The 18,084-nt window shown below is 45.5% G+C and carries 16 protein-coding genes; all 16 read right to left on the reverse strand.

What is annotated here, in order from left to right:
* Nucleotides 1–394 precede the first annotated feature (394 nt).
* Nucleotides 395–3,346 (reverse strand): FAD-binding and (Fe-S)-binding domain-containing protein, encoded by a 2,952-nt coding sequence (locus L0U89_RS04355; protein ID WP_234860404.1) that lies wholly within the window; start codon nucleotides 3,344–3,346, stop codon nucleotides 395–397.
* A gap of 468 nt (nucleotides 3,347–3,814) precedes the next feature.
* Nucleotides 3,815–5,011 (reverse strand): glycosyltransferase family protein, encoded by a 1,197-nt coding sequence (locus L0U89_RS04360; protein ID WP_234860405.1) that lies wholly within the window; start codon nucleotides 5,009–5,011, stop codon nucleotides 3,815–3,817.
* 167 nt (nucleotides 5,012–5,178) lie between these two features.
* Nucleotides 5,179–6,240, reverse strand: a complete 1,062-nt coding sequence (locus L0U89_RS04365) for a glycosyltransferase family 4 protein (RefSeq protein WP_234860406.1) — start codon at nucleotides 6,238–6,240, stop codon at nucleotides 5,179–5,181.
* 194 nt (nucleotides 6,241–6,434) lie between these two features.
* The gene (locus L0U89_RS04370) at nucleotides 6,435–6,824 is read right to left on the reverse strand and encodes a four helix bundle protein (RefSeq protein ID WP_234860407.1); all 390 of its coding nucleotides are present in this window, start codon (nucleotides 6,822–6,824) and stop codon (nucleotides 6,435–6,437) included.
* A 256-nt stretch (nucleotides 6,825–7,080) separates the two neighbouring features.
* Nucleotides 7,081–8,322: a hypothetical protein gene (locus L0U89_RS04375; RefSeq protein WP_234860408.1), complete on the reverse strand. Its 1,242-nt coding sequence runs from the start codon at nucleotides 8,320–8,322 to the stop codon at nucleotides 7,081–7,083.
* A 4-nt stretch (nucleotides 8,323–8,326) separates the two neighbouring features.
* Nucleotides 8,327–9,454, reverse strand: a complete 1,128-nt coding sequence (locus L0U89_RS04380) for a glycosyltransferase (protein ID WP_234860409.1) — start codon at nucleotides 9,452–9,454, stop codon at nucleotides 8,327–8,329.
* A 1-nt stretch (nucleotide 9,455) separates the two neighbouring features.
* Nucleotides 9,456–10,517, reverse strand: coding sequence for a glycosyltransferase (locus L0U89_RS04385; protein WP_234860410.1), 1,062 nt, complete (start codon nucleotides 10,515–10,517; stop codon nucleotides 9,456–9,458).
* 2 nt (nucleotides 10,518–10,519) lie between these two features.
* A complete protein-coding gene (locus L0U89_RS04390) occupies nucleotides 10,520–11,455 on the reverse strand; it encodes a glycosyltransferase family 2 protein (RefSeq protein ID WP_234860411.1) in 936 nt (311 codons plus the stop codon).
* Between the two features lie 90 nt (nucleotides 11,456–11,545).
* Nucleotides 11,546–11,845 (reverse strand): GIY-YIG nuclease family protein, encoded by a 300-nt coding sequence (locus L0U89_RS04395; RefSeq protein WP_234860412.1) that lies wholly within the window; start codon nucleotides 11,843–11,845, stop codon nucleotides 11,546–11,548.
* Entirely contained in the window at nucleotides 11,818–12,171 is a 354-nt protein-coding gene (locus L0U89_RS04400; RefSeq protein WP_234860413.1) for a hypothetical protein, read from the reverse strand. The genes L0U89_RS04395 and L0U89_RS04400 overlap by 28 nt, the downstream gene beginning before the upstream one ends.
* A gap of 154 nt (nucleotides 12,172–12,325) precedes the next feature.
* Nucleotides 12,326–13,276, reverse strand: a complete 951-nt coding sequence (locus L0U89_RS04405; RefSeq protein WP_234860414.1) for a glycosyltransferase family 2 protein — start codon at nucleotides 13,274–13,276, stop codon at nucleotides 12,326–12,328.
* Nucleotides 13,277–13,300: 24 nt separating this feature from the next.
* On the reverse strand, nucleotides 13,301–14,176 hold the full coding sequence (locus L0U89_RS04410; protein WP_234860415.1) for a glycosyltransferase family 2 protein: 876 nt from the start codon (nucleotides 14,174–14,176) through the stop codon (nucleotides 13,301–13,303).
* Nucleotides 14,177–15,115 carry a glycosyltransferase family 2 protein gene (locus tag L0U89_RS04415; RefSeq protein WP_369413240.1) on the reverse strand — a complete coding sequence of 313 codons (939 nt, stop codon included), beginning with the start codon at nucleotides 15,113–15,115 and terminating at the stop codon, nucleotides 14,177–14,179.
* A complete protein-coding gene (locus tag L0U89_RS04420; RefSeq protein WP_234860417.1) occupies nucleotides 15,115–16,281 on the reverse strand; it encodes a glycosyltransferase in 1,167 nt (388 codons plus the stop codon). Before L0U89_RS04420 ends, L0U89_RS04415 begins: the two co-directional genes overlap by 1 nt.
* Nucleotides 16,274–17,170 (reverse strand): FkbM family methyltransferase, encoded by an 897-nt coding sequence (locus L0U89_RS04425; RefSeq protein WP_234860418.1) that lies wholly within the window; start codon nucleotides 17,168–17,170, stop codon nucleotides 16,274–16,276. The genes L0U89_RS04420 and L0U89_RS04425 overlap by 8 nt, the downstream gene beginning before the upstream one ends.
* Nucleotides 17,167–18,084, reverse strand: coding sequence for a hypothetical protein (locus L0U89_RS04430; protein ID WP_234860419.1), 918 nt, complete (start codon nucleotides 18,082–18,084; stop codon nucleotides 17,167–17,169). The genes L0U89_RS04425 and L0U89_RS04430 overlap by 4 nt, the downstream gene beginning before the upstream one ends.

Below are 18,084 nucleotides of genomic sequence, written 5' to 3' on the forward strand. Positions count from 1 at the left end.
ATATTAACATTCATGTACCCTGCAAGGCCGGAAAAAATCAAATCAACCTGAAAAATTGGGGGAGAATTGGTACTTAGTACCAAAAACCAAGTACAAAGTTTGCAACGGCCCGGAAAATTGGCGCCCCGGAAGCCCTCGACCTCCAATCCCGATGCTGCTTTCCGGAATGTTGGATTTTCCCGTAAGGCATTTTTAGACCGACCCGAAACTCAGATGTAGACAATCCCCCTACTTCGTACATCGTACTTGGTACATTGTACTACTCCCTAACTCCCTAACTAACTTCCTTACTTTCTCCCTCGTACTTCGTACATCTTGCTTGGTACATTGCACTACTCCTTTACTTCCTTACTTCGTACTTCGTACATCGTACTTGGTACTTGGTACTTGGTACTTACTTCCCTTCCAACGCCTCCCACAATATCTCCACCGGATGCAATGCCTTCCGGCCCGTCCCATCGGCTATCTGATGCCTGCAAGAAGTCCCCGGTGCTGCAATCACGGTATCGGCATCCGCTTTTCTCACGGCCGGAAACAAGACCAATTCGCCCACCTGCTGCGAGACTTCAAAATGCTCCGCCTCGTAGCCGAAGCTACCTGCCATGCCACAGCAACCGCTTGGAATCGTTTCCACGGTATAATTGGCAGGGAGGGAAAGGATCTTTTGCGTCCAGCTGAGCGATGAAAGGGCCTTTTGGTGGCAATGTCCATGGAGCTTGATCTTCTTGGCAACGGTGTTGAAAGATTCAGGCTTGATGTTTCCCGCGGCGACTTCCTTACCCAAAAACTCATCAATCAGTTGCACATGGAATTTCAATTTCTTCGCAGCAGCTACCAATTCCGGACCCACGATCCGTGGATACTCGTCCCTGAAACTCAGAATTGCCGAAGGTTCCAAACCAATCAACGGGGTATCGCCATCGATCAGTTTTTCAAAAATCCGCACATTCGCTTCGGCATGTTTCTTGGCTTTGATCAAAAGCCCCTTGGAAAGGGCAGACCGACCACTTTCCTCGTGATCCACGACCTTCACTTCATAGCCCAATTTTTTCAAAAGGGAAATGGCCTTGATGCCGATCTGCGTATCGTTGTGGTTGGTAAATTCATCCACAAAGAAATACACCGACTTGATGACCTTTGGGGCACCCGGTAAGGCAGCATACTGATGCCTGTACCATTTCCTCAAACTGACAGGGCTGATTTCCGGGAGTTGACGCTGGGGAGCCACGTTCAAAACCTTCTTCATCAAGCCCCCTGTCAGCGGATTGCCCAAAAAGAAATTGGCAATCGCAGGCACCTTGGAACCCAGCTCATTCAATTCGTTGATATATGCGAATGCCTTGGAGCGCAATGGAACCCCATGGGTTTTCTGGTATTGGAACAAAAACTCGGCCTTCATGCTGGCCATGTCCACATTGGAAGGACATTCGGCGGTACAGCCTTTGCAACTCAGGCAAAGATCCAAGGCCTCCTTGATCTCAGGATGGTCAAAGGCATTTTCCTTTTTATCCAAGGTCAAAAACTCCCTCAGGGTATTGGCACGGCCACGTACTGTATCCCGTTCGTTGCGGGTGGCCATGTAGGATGGACACATCGTGCCCCCCGAGCCCGGCAGCTTGCGACAATCCCCCGAACCGTTGCATTTTTCGGCCAAGCGCAGGATGCCGCCCACGCCTGAGAAATCCAGAACCGTCTCGGGCTCGGGCGTTTTCATTCCGGGCTCATAGCGCAGAAACTGGTTCATGGGCGCAGTATCTACGATTTTCCCAGGGTTGAAAATATTATCCGGATCCCAGGTGTATTTGATCCTGCGGAAAAGTCGGTAATTCTTCTCGCCCACCATGATGGGAATAAAGGGCGCACGGACCCTTCCGTCCCCATGTTCACCACTCAGGGAGCCGTTATATTTCTTCACCAACTTCGCGGAGGCTTCCGATATCTTGAAGAACTCCTCCACGTCGGCAGCTTTTTTCAGGTCCAAGATTGGACGGATATGGATCTCCCCGGCACCGGCATGGGCATAGTGTACGACCTGCTCCTGCCCAAATCCCTTCAGCGTCTCGTCCAACTCATCGATATAATCCGCCAAATCCGCAATATCCACAGCCGTATCCTCAATACAGGCCACCGCCTTGGGATCTCCGGGGATATTGCCCAAAAGTCCCAATCCTGCTGCCCGCAAAGCCCAAGCTGAAGCAGTCTTGTCCGGACCAATGATTGGATAGGCATACCCATAGCCGCCTGCTTTCAGGTCAGCAATCAAGGCCTCCCCTTTGGCCATGGCTTCCTCCAAGGTTTTTCCACGAAATTCAATCATCAACAATGCCGCAGGATCCCCTTCGACGAAATATCGGTTCTTCGAATACTCGATGCTCTCTTTGGTACAGTCGAGGATAATCTTGTCCATCAGCTCGACGGCAGTCGCCGGGTGCTTCATGGCAACCTGCGCAGACTTCATGCTTTGATGGATGCTTTCAAAATGTGCGGCCACCACAATCTCCACCGGATCGGGAAGCGGGTCGAGCGCGATTTTGATCTCGGTGGTGAAAGCCAAAGTTCCCTCCGAACCTGCCAACAGCTTGCAGAAGTTGAACTTCTCGGCTCCCTCAAAAATTTCCGCCTTCAGCAGTTCGTCCACGGCATAGCCTGTATTGCGGCGGTGGATGGATTTCTTCGGAAACTGTGCATGGATTTCTTCCCGCACTTCGGGATCGCCAAGCTCGGCAAGTATCTGCCGATAGATTTCACCTTCCCGGTCGTTTTGTCCACACTTTTTGTCAAAATCCTCCTTGGAGATTTCGCCAAACACCACCTTCCTGCCATCGCTCAAGATCGTGTCCAAGGAAATCACCTTATCGCGAGTGACTCCATAGACAATCGAAGTAGTCCCAGAGGAATTGTTGCCGACCATGCCACCGATCATGGCCCGGTTGGCGGTAGATGTTATCGGGCTGAAAAACAGGCCGTGGGGCTTCAAAAAGCGGTTGAGTTCATCCCGCACCACGCCTGGCTGCACGCGTACCCAGCGTTCTTCCTTGTTGAATTCAAGAATCTTGGTAAAATGCTTCGACACGTCCACCACAATGCCATTCCCTACACATTGGCCTGCCAGCGAAGTGCCCGCCGTCCGAGGAATCAGTGAGGTTTGATTTGTTCTGGCAAAATCAATTAGGACAATAATGTCCTTCTCGGTTTTGGGAAAAGCCACAGCCAAAGGAATCTCCCGGTACACCGAAGCATCCGTGGCATAGATGGCCTTGGTAAGGCGGTCAAATCTCAGCTCCCCCTCCAACTCAGCGGCGAGCTTTTCCAATAAAGGCAATAGGTTAGGTTTGGTCAAAGTCATGGCTCAAAAATAGCGAATTGGAGGATTGGAAGATTGGATAACCCATGGGAATTACAACCCCAGAAAACAAGAAATCCGCCGAGGCGGATCAATAAAACTTCAAATTGAATAAAAGAGCCAAACATTACGAATACTCATAATATTCACTTTTTTGATCGATCAAGAATCTCGTACTCATCCAACACTTCGACCCCATTCCAAATCCCGAAGGGATTGAAGACCGAAGGTTATTGGCCCCGGATGCCAATCCGGAGGTTAGAAGCGTTATGGGTAAACCGTCCTTCAAACCCCGGGAGGGGTTGAATTGAACCCCTGTCGGGGTTCGGCCTTTTGTGTAATCATTTCACGCCTCCCTCCCCCGTCCCGATAATTATCGGAAGCACCCGGAGAAAACACCATTGTATGGATTCAATTCCGCTAGGATTGATCTCTCAGCTTTATGCTGTGATTCGATTTAATGATGAACTTTTAAGTCCAAATCTCCAAATAATCCCTCACCGCCCGTTCCAAACTAAACTCCTTCCTCCCGAATTCCCTGATCTTGACAGGATCCAAATCCTTGATTCCCTCCAGCCAATCCAAACTAGCTGACTCATTCTCCGGATCCAGAAAAAAGGCAAACTCCTGTGTACCAAGTTGCGCTTCGGTGTCACCGACACCCCTCGAGGCAATCACAGGCAATCCCATCAAGAGGTATTCACCCAACTTGATCGGCGCCAATCCCGCCAAACTCGGTGCAAATTTCCGCAAACTCAATCCCACATCCCCCGCACTCAGGTACTTGGGGATTTCCTGAAAACTCCCGCTGCGAACCACGATGGCTTCCGATAAACCATTGGGAATCTTACCTTCCAAAAAATCCCCCTGCCGGGTCAATATCAAAAACTTGGATTTGGGATGCTTTGCATGAAACCTCCCAAAAAGCGCCAACATCCTGTCCACTTCATAGGGAATCCCCAAGCTTCCTGTATATACCCAAAGCATTTCGCCCTCAGCAAGGCCTAAAGATTCTCGCACTTGCTTTCTACTTTTCGGGTCAAGTTGGAAGAAATCCGCGTCGCGACCATTCGCCACCTTGAGGAATTTCTCCCGGTACCGCTCCCCGATATTGTCCAAATGGATATCAATAGCGGCCTGTGAGCGACTGAGTACCAAATCCGCACGCTGTAACATTTTCGTCTCCTCTGCCTTGAGTTTTCTGTACTGATAACTCTTGGTTTTCAAGCCTGCAAAATCCACCCGCTCTTCCAAGGGCAAGCCATCTGCGTCGAACACCACCTTTACCTTTCCCCGTTTCAGCCAATCCCAAAGCCGGTTTACCATCATGGCAGGCATCGTCGAGCGTGGCATCAACACATCAATCCCTTGCGCCCGAACATAGTTACGGATAATCCTTACTCCTTGATAAACCGTCCAAAGCGCCCCCAAACCAGCCACAGGCTTCCGATGAATCGGAAACTGGGAATAGATAATACCCATGGAGGCAGCTAGCTGTTGGATGCGGTGTACATCTTGGGGTTTTGCCCAGGAAAACTGCAGCACATGCGCTTCCAGCCCCACCGCTTCCCCGAGCCCCTTCAGAATCGGAAAAAATAGCGACTCCAGATAATTGCTCTGATCCGAGTCCCAGGTCACAAAAAGTAGTTTCTTTTTCGTCAATCCCATGCTGACGCGTTAGGCGTTATTGGTTATTGGTAAAGAAAGTCCATAGACGATAGAAAAAACCCCGAATGGCTCCCTTTTTAATTATGAATTATTAATTCTCAATTATTAATTTCCATCACCATCTTCGTACATCGTACTTCGTACTTGGTACACCCATTCATCATTCATCATTGTGAATTCTCAATTTCCTCCCTCATTCTTCGAAAATTCCCCTCCAAGGTATACTCCTTTTGCACCAAGGCAAATCCGTTTTCGCCCATCCGCTTCCGTAATGCCGCATCCTGAACCAAAGTCCGCAATGCCGCAAGCCAGGCTTCTCCATCTTTGGCCAAAAAACCATTAACAGCCTCTTCCACCACATCCAAATTCATCCCTACCGGAGAAGCGATAACGGGAAGGCCACAAGCCATGTATTGGATCAGCTTGTAGGCACATTTCCCTTGTTCCCAAGGGGTGTCTGGCAATGGCATCAGCCCGATATCCATCTCCTGAATTGCCACCACTTCCCCTTCCTCAGTCCAAGGAATCAGCCGCATTGGTCCATCAAATTTCCATGTGATTTTCCCATTGACCAACAACACCTCCGCATCGTACTCCCTGCAAATCTGCTCCAATTCAGGCCGAATCAGATTCAGATACTTCAAGGTACTCGGCGAACCGATCCAACCAATCCGAACAGTACCCTCCGAGGACCAAGTCTTCGGTCCATACTTTTTCGTATCGATCACGGTCGGCAGCCTGACGATTTTCTTGGCCCCGGCATGCTGCGCACGCTGTTCCAAATAGGAATTCCCGACAAAAACCACCTTGGCATACCGCATAACGCGGTCTATCTTGTCCGAAAAAATCCTCCTTACCCAAGGCCGTCTCGCTTGGTCATAGCGATGGAACACGGCGTCATCATAATCCACAAAATACCCCTTCCCGACCTTGGCCAAAATCCACTCGGCCCAAGCAGGGGCAAAGGGAAACAGTTCCTTCTCAATCCAAACATGGGTATACCTCCAGGCCCCCAACAACACCCATAACCGCTGAAAATAACATTTGAGCAGATTCCAAGTATCCAAACCCTCTCCTTTGTACCGCTCTTGCAGGTACTGCTCATTGAAAAAAGGCGAAACCTTCACACTATACCCCGCCCCTTCCCAACTCGGCATAAACTGATACGTCCTCAGCCTACTCGACGCCCCCATGCGGGGATATTTGGGGAGGAAAAGGATTTTGGACATTTAGGCTTGGGAAATTTTGAAAAATGGGGGATAAGGGACGAGGGAAAAGTGAACAAGCGATTGGGAAAATAAGGGATGAGGGAGGGCCGACCAGGAAAATTCGGGTAACGTGTGACTTGGGCGGGATTGGAGATTAGCAATCGTGGGAAAAGGAGGCAGAGACTCTTTCCCGAATCTCTATTCTCTATCTCCTATTATCCTTTTTCGCCGCTGTCGGCCTTTTTCTTCACATACTTAATATACCCATTCAATACCCTGATTGCGCTAAGGGTTTGGGATTTTAAGCAATCAAATTCTTCCAATGAAATATATCCACAATCTCTTGCTTCTATCAAATGATCAATTATCTCAGCGAGCGATCCTCTGCTGTTATAGTAAAACTTCCTACTATCCAAATAATGAAATCTCCCCCAACCTTCAGCAATATTCGCTGTAGCTGACCTCGATGCACTCTGAATTTGTGAATAGAGTTCAAACCGCTCAGGCTTTGGAAGTTTATCCAAAACTATTCTCTTGATGTCTGTTTTCAATTCATAGGCCTTCTGCCAGCAAACTAGATCTTCAAAAGAATCATGCTTTTCCATTTTTCGCAGATCAACAATCCAAATAAATGTAAAGAATAGGACGAAAATCAAAAAATCCGTCCCTCCGAATCCCCAAGCTACTTTTCCCTAGTCCCTTCTCCCAAATCCCCTCTCGCCTTATCCCGTTTCTCCCAATCTCTCTTCCCCTCTCCCCTTATCGCTAATCCCTAGTCCCCTTCTCCCCAATCCCCTCTCCCAAATGTCCTCTCTTCCCCAATCCCTTATCCCCTTTCCCATTTCTCCCAATCTCCAATCCCTACTCCCCTCTCACAATCTCTTTCTTCCTAATAATCTCCTCCCTCTTCTGATAATACTTCATTTTCTCCAGCACCCGCAGCTGTCTAAGGTGTTTGTTGTACGCAATCAAAAAGAAACAGAAAAGTAAAAAGTAAATCATCGTCATGTTTTTCATACGCATCACAATACCCAGGTTAGAAAGGGAATTCATAAATGCCAGAGTCACAGGAATGAAAGTGATCATCCCGGCCTTGATGAACAGCGGCATGTCCCGAATAGCTTCAGGCGTCCAGTTGCGGTAAATAAAGAAACTCAGCCAGAGGTACAGCGCATTCTCGAAGGACGAAAGAAATGATACTACGTTGTGCGCATCGACAAACAGCGGTCGAAACATATAGGTGAATAATTTCAAAGGCCAAGGATACGAACTCAAATCTATACGGGAACCCGTGTGTGTGGAACTTAAATTGCCCACCTTTGAACCTGCTAATGACTCCATGGATTCGATGGAAAGATCTTCAAGGCGCAAGGCATCGAGCGTACTGGGCAATAAAAACAATGCTCCGACAGCCGCCAAACCGCCCAAAGCAACTTTGTAACCGAATTTCACTTCCGAGCCAAATAAAATAGCGAGTCCAGCTCCAGAAATTAAAGCTTGACCCATATGCGGACGGGCCATATAGACAAAGAAAATAGCGATTGCCGCCTGCCACCAGCGCTGACGGTAATTTTGAATGGCAAACAAAAACCAAGCAATCCCCCAAAAACAAATGGCGTCTTTGCCAACACCTGCAGACCAAAAGTGAAGGTTGAGAAAATAAAACACCGTCGGAAAAAGTGGGATGTTTAACACTGAATGGTTGGTGGGAAACAAAGTCGCCACCAAGACAAACAAATACCTGATACCCATAAACCCCAAGAATCCAAACAGAATGTTTCCCGTTAGGTAGGACAATCCCATGAGTTGGCTCGGGATATAACAAAGCCAAAGGATAAAAGTGGTCCCGTCCCCAAAATAAGAAAACCAGGTCTCATCACCCCTTATCAACACTTGCTGCATCCCAAAACGCCAATACCCTTGACTATCTCCTCCAAAGTTTAGAATATACCAAGTAAAAAATATGGAAAAGAAAAGGTGGTAAAAAAGTAGATAGTGCAAATGCAGCTCGTATTTATGCGGCAGGCCGAATGCCTTCGCCATTGTCGCATTGCTGTTGACCAAGGCAACCAAAATCAGTACTATGACGATGACATCCAACATGGCTCTAAACCTGAACTCTTTTTTCCTTCAACAGTCCCAAATAAAGCGATTCTACATCTCGGCAATACCGTGCAGCAGAAAAATTCTTGACAGCCCGCTGATATCCTGCCGCTCCCATCTTTTGGCTAAGTTCCGGATCAGCGAGCAACTTTTTGATACAATCAGCCAATATGCTGGGATTTTGGGGAGGTACAAGGTAACCTGTTACGCCATCCAACACGACATCCTTTAGACCTCCGACTTGGCTGGCTATCACGGGCAAATGGTGCATCATCGCCTCCGCTGCCACAAGCCCAAAACCTTCTCTTGCAGACGGAACACTGAAAATATCCATGATTGCAAAATACATGGCCGTGTCGGATTGATACCCCGCCAATATTACCCGTTCAGAAATCCCTAATTCTTTTATTCTTTCCTCCACCATCTGTCTATCCCTGCCATCACCTACCATTAGTAGCTTTAGCTTCTCCTCATTGACTATACTGATTGCCTCCAACAAATCCGTCATCCGCTTGTGGTCATTGAAAAACCGCCCCACAAAACCCACTACAACAGCATCTTCGCCAATTCCAAGTCTCTGCCGCATTGCATTCTTTTGCACTTCCGAAACTAAAGCTGGTAAAGGGACACCATTATTGATTCTTTGGACTTTGCTCCTTTTGATCCTTGCAGTGTCAAGCAGGTAGCGTTCCACATTGGGGGATATCGCTGTAACCTTGTCCACCATTTTGCTGAATTGCCGCAATAACCAATTTGCCCTGGAAGAGCGATTTTGGGGATCCGAGGTTTCTTCTATTATCCGCACCGGCACCCGCATCCAAGTACCCGACAATGCCGTCAAACTATTGCCCTCAAATACGCCCCCATGCATAATATGGGGCTTGTATTCCCGGATGATTGCCTGTACTTGTTTGTGAATATTCCAATCGAAGGGATGCTTCATAGAACCAAGGGGAATCAACTCCACCCCTTCTGCTTGAAGCGCTTCAGCTATCGGACCCGAGGCATGGGAACAAGTCATTTTGATTTCAAATTTATCCTTCGGCAGGATTTTAGCCAAGGTCAGGCGGGTTTGTTCTACCCCTCCCGAGGAAATGGTTTCGATACACTGTAGCACCCTTATTTTGCCCATTTCAACCATTATAAATCTCCATCAATTGATGTAGATGCTCTTGCAGGGAATATTTACCCCTGATAGATTCTTTACCGCTTTGACCCACTTTCGCTAATATTTCTCTGTCCAAAGAAAAAATGAATCTCAGCTTGTGGAACAAACCCTCATCATCCCCAGGCTGCACCAACCAGCCTGTTTCATTTTCCTGTATCATATCACCAGCTGCTCCGACATTTGTGGCTAAGCAAGGAATCCCCGCCACCATCGCTTCCGCCAAAGCATTGGAAAATCCCTCCGTAAAGGAATTGAGGATAAACAAATCTGCCGCCTCCACAGCTGAAAATGGATCACCCCTATATCCTTTGAAATCCACCAAATCTTTGAGGGCTAATTCATCTACTAAGTCCTTCAAACCCTGAAAATGGTCCCCGTCTCCGATCAACGTAAACTTGAAGGCTTTGCCTGCCTTTTTCAGACGGGCGAGTACACGTAAAATCCCATCGATGTTTTTAACGGCGGTGAGCCTTGAAACGGTAAGAATATGAAACTCCGGGTCGTCTGATAACTTGATGGTTCTTGAGGAGGAAAGCTCAACGGGATTGGGTATGATTCTCAGTTTGGCCAACGACACACTATTGAATTCAGTCAAATACTTTCCAACAGGCAAGGCATTGGCCAAAACATAGGAAGGAAATCTGTAAAGCACGCTAAACAGCACCTTGTGTAAAAACTTTTGGTTGGGGATACCGATTTCTTCTGATACCAATCTTTTTACACCAGCTATTTTGGCAGCGACAATGCCGTGAAAATTTGCTTCAGCGCCGGAAGTATGCACCACATCGGGACGCTCATTCTTGAAAAATTCAACCAGCCTTTGTATTGCCTTGATGCTGGGTATCCGAAATTCGGTCTCCAACAAGACCACGCGCTTTCCATTTTTCTCGATTTGCGTTGCAGCCGCACCCCCATTCCCCAAAGCACAAAACACCCACTCATGTTCATCTTCCACCTTGGAAATATTGACCAACCTTTGCTCCAATCCTCCAAAATCCAACACAGTGCACAATCGAATAATTTTCATTTTTAATAGATGTACCGCAGACAAAATTTCATGTAGTTTCTTAGGAGTTTTCTTCCCCGCGGATACTTCATAAGCCTGCGTAAAAGACCAAACGGTGGTAAATAAACCAATCTGAGTAGCAAATTTGAATCCTTCAATGCTTCAAGGAGAATCTTTGCCACCGCATCGTTCTGAGCATCTTTCAGATATGGAAAAAGATTAAAATACACATATCGTTTTCTAAAAATCTCAAAATCCCCCCAATCAATGCCTCTTGCGGGGAGGTAGTAGTCATGCCGAAGGATCTTATAAGAAAGGGATCGTACTATCGGAAATGCCCTATTGGTGGCCTTACCCGCATCCTCCTGACTGTAATATACCAGTTTGGAAAAGTTGTATACCGGCTTACCAAAAAACAATACCGCGCGAAACCAAACGTCCAAATCCTCCCCCCTGGACAAATCCTTGTCAAATCCCGGATTCTCCAAAAAAAAGGACTTTCTGATAACAGTAGCTGAGGTAAAGAACAGCGTATTGACAATGGCCCTTTTGAAATAATCATCCATCTGAAACCAGCCCTGCGAATCCACCTTACCCAAGTCCTCTATACTTTGGGAATAGCTACAGCCAAGGATTCCGGTTTGCGGAAACTGTGCAATTCCTTGGCGAATCGTTCCCAAATAATTGGGAAGCCAGAAGTCATCCGCATCCAAAAAAGCAATCCATGGATACTTGGCTTCTTTGATTCCACGGTTACGCGCTTCGGATACGCCTTGGTTTGGTTGAGTAATCAACTTGACTTGATCACCATATGCCAAAACCCTTTGCTCTCCCCCATCCGTGGACCCATCATTGACCACAATCAACTCAAATTCCCGAAAACTTTGCCCCATGACCGAATCTATCGCTCTCTGAACGAATTGGGCCTTGTTGTATAGGGGGATGATGATGGAGAACATTTTTACGTCATTGCGAGGAGCACTTCCGTAGGCTCAATTTTCACTAAACACTTACGTGCGACGAAGTAATCCCCTGAGAGTTCATTTAATTTACCAACCCTGAATATCCTCCCATAAATCTCTCCATTCTGGATTGACCGAATTAATCAAATCTTCCTTTTTCTTTCTGCTTCCTCCCTTTATTTGTTTTTCCCTCGCTATTGCTTCCTCGATGGAATGAAACGATTCAAAATAGACAAGTTTGCAAATGTTGTATTTGAAGGTAAAACACTGTTCATCCAACCTCTCTCTATGTTGATAGACTCTTCTCAAAAGATCAGCAGTTACACCAGTGTACAATACTGTATTGTGTTTATTGGTCATTATATAAACAGCGCCGCCTTTTTGCATTGGAAATTTCTTTTGGATTGCCTCGGCCTGACCGTCACTGCGAGAGGAGGCACGAAGCGAAGCAGTCTCCTTATTTTGGTCGTCACTGCGAGGACGAGGCGCGAGGACGAAGCAGTCTCCTTTTTCACTTTGGGGGATTGCCTCGGCCTGACCGTCACTGCGAGCGGAGGCACGAAGCGAAGCAGTCTCCTTATTTTGGTCGTCACTGCGAGGACGAGGCGCGAGGACGAAGCAGTCTTCTTGCTTACTTTGGGAGATTGCTTCGGGGAATCAAGTAGAATATATGAATCAAACTCTTTATTTGCCCCTCGCAATGACGGGTTCACGTCATTGCGAGGAGCACTTCAAAAAGGCTTAATTTTCAATATATTCCTTCGTGCGACGAAGCAATCTCCAAATTGTTATTCATGAAGATTGCTTCGGGGCAGCTCGGTCTTTCGGTTATTCAAAGCATTTGGACCGCCCCTCGCAATGACGGGATCACCCTAACCACCGCTTCACCCTCACCGCATTCTTAAATCCTATCCATTTCGAGATTTGCTGGAATTTGGGACCACCGATGTGGACGGGCTTGGTAAAAGCAAATTTCTTAATCTCTTTTTCTGCCTCCTTGATCAAATCCGGATACTTGGGGTAGGTGACATAGATAAACCTCATGTAATTCTTGGCAAGCGCTTCCCTTACCCGCTCGGAATTTTCTTTTTTGAGAAGTTCCCGTTCATAACATCGGTAACTCTCCAAGAGTGATTGGGAAGCACGGTAGGATTTTTGCTGGGAGACATTGGTCACCCCTGGCTTTCTGTAAAAAACCTTGGCCGAAGATTCAAACAGAACCTCCTTCGCCTGCAACATGACCCTTAAGAAAAACTCCCCATCCTGATTTATCGTGAGACTTTCATCCCATAGACCTGCTCTTAGGATTAATTCCTTTGAGCAAAGGAATACACCTGGTTGCATCATTTCTCCATGGTGATACAAGTCCATGACCATATGAACTGGATTACTGTAATCTTTGAAAATCCGCAAATTCCAACGCTGATGTCTTTCTGGATCATCCAAAAAAGTCACCCACTCACAAGAACACATGGTTCGTTTATTTTTGTCTTCTAGAAGCCTCATCTGAAGCTCGATTTTTTCAGGAGACAACAAATCATCTGCATCCAAGAATTGGATATATTCTCCTTTTGCCATCTGGATACCCTTATTGGTTGCCGGAGAAACTCCTGCGTTTTTTTGGGCAATCAGTCGGATCTTTTCGGGGAAATCCTCGGCGTACTTTTCCAATATCTTTAAAGAGCCATCGGAAGATCCATCATCGACCAAAATGATTTCGGTATTGGGATAGGTCTGGGCCAAAGCCGAATCCAAGGTTTCCCGGATAAAGGCAGCTTTATTGTATACTGGAATGATGATAGAAACCAAAGGCATCATACTATTTCTCGAACTTTTCCTGTCTCACCGTTTAGTATCCCCACCTTTAACGAGATTGAAGTATTCTTTTAACACCCCTTTGTTGACTGCATGGCACACACGGAAAATTGGAATTGATTCCATACTCGAAATGGTCAACAGTTTCTTTAAGGCGAACCGATACCTTTTCCAAATGAAATCCAACACATACCACCTAAATCCCTTAAGGTCAAGCTTGAATTTTCTGGTGTAAGCCCCACCTAATAGGCGCCTATACTTGTTCACCAAATCGTCTGTTCGATACCTTGCAGGATGCCTTACCAAAACATTATCCCGGTACACTATAGGATACTTTTTGCTGATTTTTCCTGACAATTCAGAATCCCCGTTAGATTTCAGCGCATCATTGAAGCAGCCAAACTCCTCCAAAACGGATTTATAGGAAAACCAATTGGCCGTAATGGCATGCCCCTCTTCGGCATAAACCTTTGTAGTGAAACCGGTATATTTCTCATAGATCTCCGCATCAGTCAAATGGGAAGGATCCTTGAAAAACAAGGGAACCGGCCCCGTCAAAATCCCGATCTCCTTTTTGAAATCCTTGGAAAACAGTTCCTGTGCATTTTTCAACCAATCGACATCCGGCAGGCAATCGGAATCAGTAAATGCAATAATATTTCCTTTCGCGGCTGCAATTCCCTTGTTCCGGGCAGCATAGGAACCAGCCTTGTGCTCTTCCAAAACGCACAGGCTGTAAGTCTGAGACAAAGTTTCAGGCAACACCAAAGAAATATCCGGATCATTGTTGACAACTATCACTTCCCAATTTTGCGGGGATAATGTCTGCCTGTCCAATGAATAAAGAACAAGCAGTAAACTGTCAAAATCCTTGTAATAGGGAATAATTACGGAAATGAACACCTATCTCTTTCCTTTAAAAAGAATTGATTTATGAAAAGCCAAAAAAACCTTCCAACCCCTCGGATAGGCCAACAATCCAAAAATGTTGGAGAAATAATAGCCAAGCCCAGCTGCCCATTCCTTTTCCTTAATCGCATAATAAAACAAGTGGAAACGGATGTTGAAAATCTGCGATCTGATACTCGCCTTTCCGGGAAATGCGGAATCCAATAATCGGTAGGTATTCAAAGAGAGTTTTGACTTCCGATAGCTGCTTTTTGAGGACCAAAGTCCCTGCGGGTGGATTCGATATACGGAGGGGCCTATACTTGCGTCAAAGTAAAAGTCACCAAACTGCAACACATAGGCCCAAAGAAAAGTATCTCCATTTACTACCACTTTCTCGAATTCTTGAGGAAGCTTGAAATTCGGAGGCTTGCGGAACACAACCGAGGCTGATGGGATTTCAGGCATAGTAGAAATCAAACCATCGAAATCCCAATTTCGCTTTTCTTTTTCCTGAATGGAATTTGATATCGTCTTGCCCGCTTTGTCACGTTTATGCCTATTGTGGAATGAAGCTATAAACTCAGGGTGCTGCTCCAGGAAATCCACTTGCTTCTGCAATTTCGAAGAATCCGTCCAAAAATCATCGCCATCACAAAGTGCTATATAGGCACCTTTGCAGTTCTCCAAAGCCCATAAGTAATTCAGCGTGGAACCTAAATTTTTTTCTTGTCGCTTATATTTGATCCAATTCCCACGAGGATGTTCTTTAACATATTTCAAGACAACTTCCTCAGTATTATCCGATGAGGTATCGTTGGAAATCACCAATTCAATCTCAAAATCTGCCTTTTGGTTTAGTACCCCCTCTATTGCGTCCCCAATGTATTCTCCTACATTGTAAGCGATCATGCATACACTTAATTTAGGACTGGCCATCTGATGCTTTTCCATCAAATATTGTAAAACGAAAGCATAGAACGAAGGAATGACTCCTTACCACATTGTGCAACCGCAAGTTTTCGGATTGCATTTGGATCATACTTGGAATAATTCATTTTGATCTGCAAAATCGCGTCAGCCATAGCCTCCGCATTCCTAACCGGAACGATCAAACCTATTTCAGGTGTAATGCCGTCCTCGACCCCTCCATTTGCGGTACTGACTACCGGCAGCCCACAAATCATTGCTTCCCTAGGAGCAATCCCAAAGGTCTCAAAATCAGAACTGCATACGTAAACATGGGATTTTGCAAAAACCTCAGCGATTTCATTTCTTTCAAGTTCCTCGATCAATTGCCCATGACCTGATAAACCCATCTCTTGAATTTCTTGCCTAAACAATTCCCCTCCTTTGCCAACTACTTTAAACTCGAAATTCATACCCTTCTCCTTCAAATTCTTCATCGCTTCAAAAAAAGTTCGAAAACCCTTGATGGTATGGGGATACATGATCGTAAGAATCTGAAAAGAAGAAAGTAAGGAACGGTCAGATAACCTGAATTTGGTCTCATCAACCAAATTGGGAACAACAAATGGGTTACACATCGGTTCATGCATCAGCATTTGCCGCTTTTGGGCTTGGCTGACAGCACCCAATCTATGGGCATTTCTGTAAGCACTCAACACCAGGCTGGCCCTATTCTTCGAATAATGATGGAAAATCACCACTTGGTGCTCAATGAGTACAAATGGAATATTCGCTCTATTGCTGATATGGTTGGCAAAAATACCTGCATCCATGCCACTTTGGGCATGAATCAGATCGGGTTTCCAACCTGTTCGAATCAGACTTTGATAAGCTTTCCAAAACAAGCGCTGCTCTAATTGGATTCGCAATGCATCGGGCACTCTTCTGTTGGCAGGGAAGTAAAATCCAAAAGCAGGAGGGTCCTGCTGTACTTTTTCCTTTGAAATTGGCCAGGTACTATTCAACCAAGACTGTACAAACATCCAAATCCAACGCAGTAAAGGCGTGGATTTTTTCTCACCATAAAGCAAATGTATTTCCAAATTGGCATTTCCCTGAAGAAACCGTGCCTGTTCCTGAAAAAACGAGCCATTCAATGGTTGTTTTAATGTTGGGTACCAAGAAGGAATGATGAGTATTCGCTTAGACATCTGCCAGAAACTTCTGAACCAATTGTTGTTTTTCTTCAGGACAAATCAAATAGTTCAAATGTTCTTGGGATGTATTTTCCCCAAGTGATTGTACAGAATGCAGTCCTTTGTCTTCATTGACCCAAAAAAAGAAATAAGAATGAATATCAAACAGACTTGCCACCTTTTTCCCGATATCTTGGTTTTGTATTTCCAAGATGAGAATAGGACGGTGCTTATCCAGTAGGCTTCCATAACCCTTAAGAACTTCATATTCCAAGGTCTCCACATCGATCTTGACCAAATCAACTTTCCCTACTTGTTGCTTGATCAAAAAATTGTCCAAACGATCGACATTGACAATAATGGAAGCTTGCTTTTCAGTCCTCCATTCTTTGTTCAGGCTTCCATGGGTGGTGTTATTCCCTTCAAAAGTAGAAAATCCGGTATTGTAAAAAGGCAATTCCCCTTCCTGATCAGAAAGTGCCAAAGGGATACAATGGATGTCGAAACCATTGATGGTGTTGTTTTTCTTTAATACCTCAAAAATATTTGGCTGCGGCTCGAAGGCAAAAACACTTGCATTTGGATACGATGCTTTGGCAAGAATCGAAAAAACACCTGTATTGGCACCAATATCCAAGATGGTTCTAGAAGACTTACTTAATTCCTCCCATATTTCCCTAGTTTTCATTTCCCAGTTGATTTTGTCAAAGCCCTTCCAAAAAATCTCCGTCTCCAAAGCAAAGGCATTGTTGTAAAGCCAAAAACCAGTTCCTTTTTGGGTCCTAACCTTGAACTTATCAAAGAATGTCCTTTTTTTAAGATTCAAAATGGGCTGCAATGGCCTAATGATCTCATAGAATGGTCTAGCCAGATGATGGTGAAAATATTTCTTGATTGGTTTCATTTATGTATCAAATAAGCTTCTGACGGATTTTCATACCAGCTGAACATGCTGACAAAGGGGAAACCCGCATATATTTTTTCATTTTCGACCACTGAATCCTGATGGGATACAAGGTCATATTTTTCTTTACGATAGCTGAACTCCAGTTTTCGACGAAGTCTATATCCATAGTAACAATAGTTCCAAGCCAAGCTAAACGGGACTCTTCTATCCCAAAAACCTGAAGCGGGATAATAGTTCTCTTTGAGCACGTAATTAAAAACAGGCATGTCATAATTCCTCGCATCCGCCAAAACCTCAAAAACCCGCGTCATTTGGTGAAAGAGGGCTAAAACAAGGTCTTTTCTTCCGGCAATCGTCCCGGGATTAAAAACAGGGTAATCCAGAAAACTTACAGGTATAGCCTTATTGAACCTATCATGGAATTGCCTAAGCGCAGTCAAAGTCCAAATGCCATTTTTCCATACCTTTCTATTACCCCTTCCGACAAAAAGCTTTTCTGGCTTTGCGTGTATCAGCTGCAATGGGTTTCTATTGATTACCACATCATTGATATCCGTAGTCAGGACAAAGCTGCCATCTGGAAGCCAGGGTATAAACTCCTGATAAATAAAAAACCTTTCATCATTCAGTGACATCTTCCCCAACTGACATCGGATAAATCTGATTTTTTCGGTTTGGTATTCCTGAATAAAGTCCTCTGATAGCCTATCGTAAAATACCACTGCATGGAGGTCATGCTTTTGCACACTGTTGTACCAATGTTGGATATAGGCAAAGTTGTCGGTCTGCTGAAAGCCTCCCCTTACCGGGTCCTGTTTGGAGGAAAAATAGGTGGAAAGCACAATCAATTTCCCATCGGCGCCTGACAAATATTGAGAATAGGAAGATAAGTCTTCTGCCAACCGCTTCAT

It is taken from the genome of Mariniradius sediminis (genome assembly GCF_021491425.1).
Taxonomy (GTDB): domain Bacteria; phylum Bacteroidota; class Bacteroidia; order Cytophagales; family Cyclobacteriaceae; genus Mariniradius; species Mariniradius saccharolyticus.

Bases quoted from the DNA above. Each gene is read 5' to 3' on its own strand.
- L0U89_RS04370 (WP_234860407.1), bottom strand. From the start codon at position 6,824: ATGGAAAAGCATGATTCTTTTGAAGATCTAGTTTGCTGGCAGAAGGCC.
- L0U89_RS04405 (WP_234860414.1), bottom strand. From the start codon at position 13,276: ATGATGCCTTTGGTTTCTATCATCATTCCAGTATACAATAAAGCTGCC.
- L0U89_RS04385 (WP_234860410.1), bottom strand. From the start codon at position 10,517: ATGAAAATTATTCGATTGTGCACTGTGTTGGATTTTGGAGGATTGGAG.
- L0U89_RS04430 (WP_234860419.1), bottom strand. From the start codon at position 18,084: ATGAAGCGGTTGGCAGAAGACTTATCTTCCTATTCTCAATATTTGTCA.
- L0U89_RS04415 (WP_369413240.1), bottom strand. From the start codon at position 15,115: ATGGAAAAGCATCAGATGGCCAGTCCTAAATTAAGTGTATGCATGATC.
- L0U89_RS04420 (WP_234860417.1), bottom strand. From the start codon at position 16,281: ATGTCTAAGCGAATACTCATCATTCCTTCTTGGTACCCAACATTAAAA.
- L0U89_RS04395 (WP_234860412.1), bottom strand. From the start codon at position 11,845: ATGCAAAAAGGCGGCGCTGTTTATATAATGACCAATAAACACAATACA.
- L0U89_RS04380 (WP_234860409.1), bottom strand. From the start codon at position 9,454: ATGGGCAAAATAAGGGTGCTACAGTGTATCGAAACCATTTCCTCGGGA.
- L0U89_RS04355 (WP_234860404.1), bottom strand. From the start codon at position 3,346: ATGACTTTGACCAAACCTAACCTATTGCCTTTATTGGAAAAGCTCGCC.
- L0U89_RS04365 (WP_234860406.1), bottom strand. From the start codon at position 6,240: ATGTCCAAAATCCTTTTCCTCCCCAAATATCCCCGCATGGGGGCGTCG.
- L0U89_RS04375 (WP_234860408.1), bottom strand. From the start codon at position 8,322: ATGTTGGATGTCATCGTCATAGTACTGATTTTGGTTGCCTTGGTCAAC.
- L0U89_RS04390 (WP_234860411.1), bottom strand. From the start codon at position 11,455: ATGTTCTCCATCATCATCCCCCTATACAACAAGGCCCAATTCGTTCAG.
- L0U89_RS04360 (WP_234860405.1), bottom strand. From the start codon at position 5,011: ATGGGATTGACGAAAAAGAAACTACTTTTTGTGACCTGGGACTCGGAT.
- L0U89_RS04425 (WP_234860418.1), bottom strand. From the start codon at position 17,170: ATGAAACCAATCAAGAAATATTTTCACCATCATCTGGCTAGACCATTC.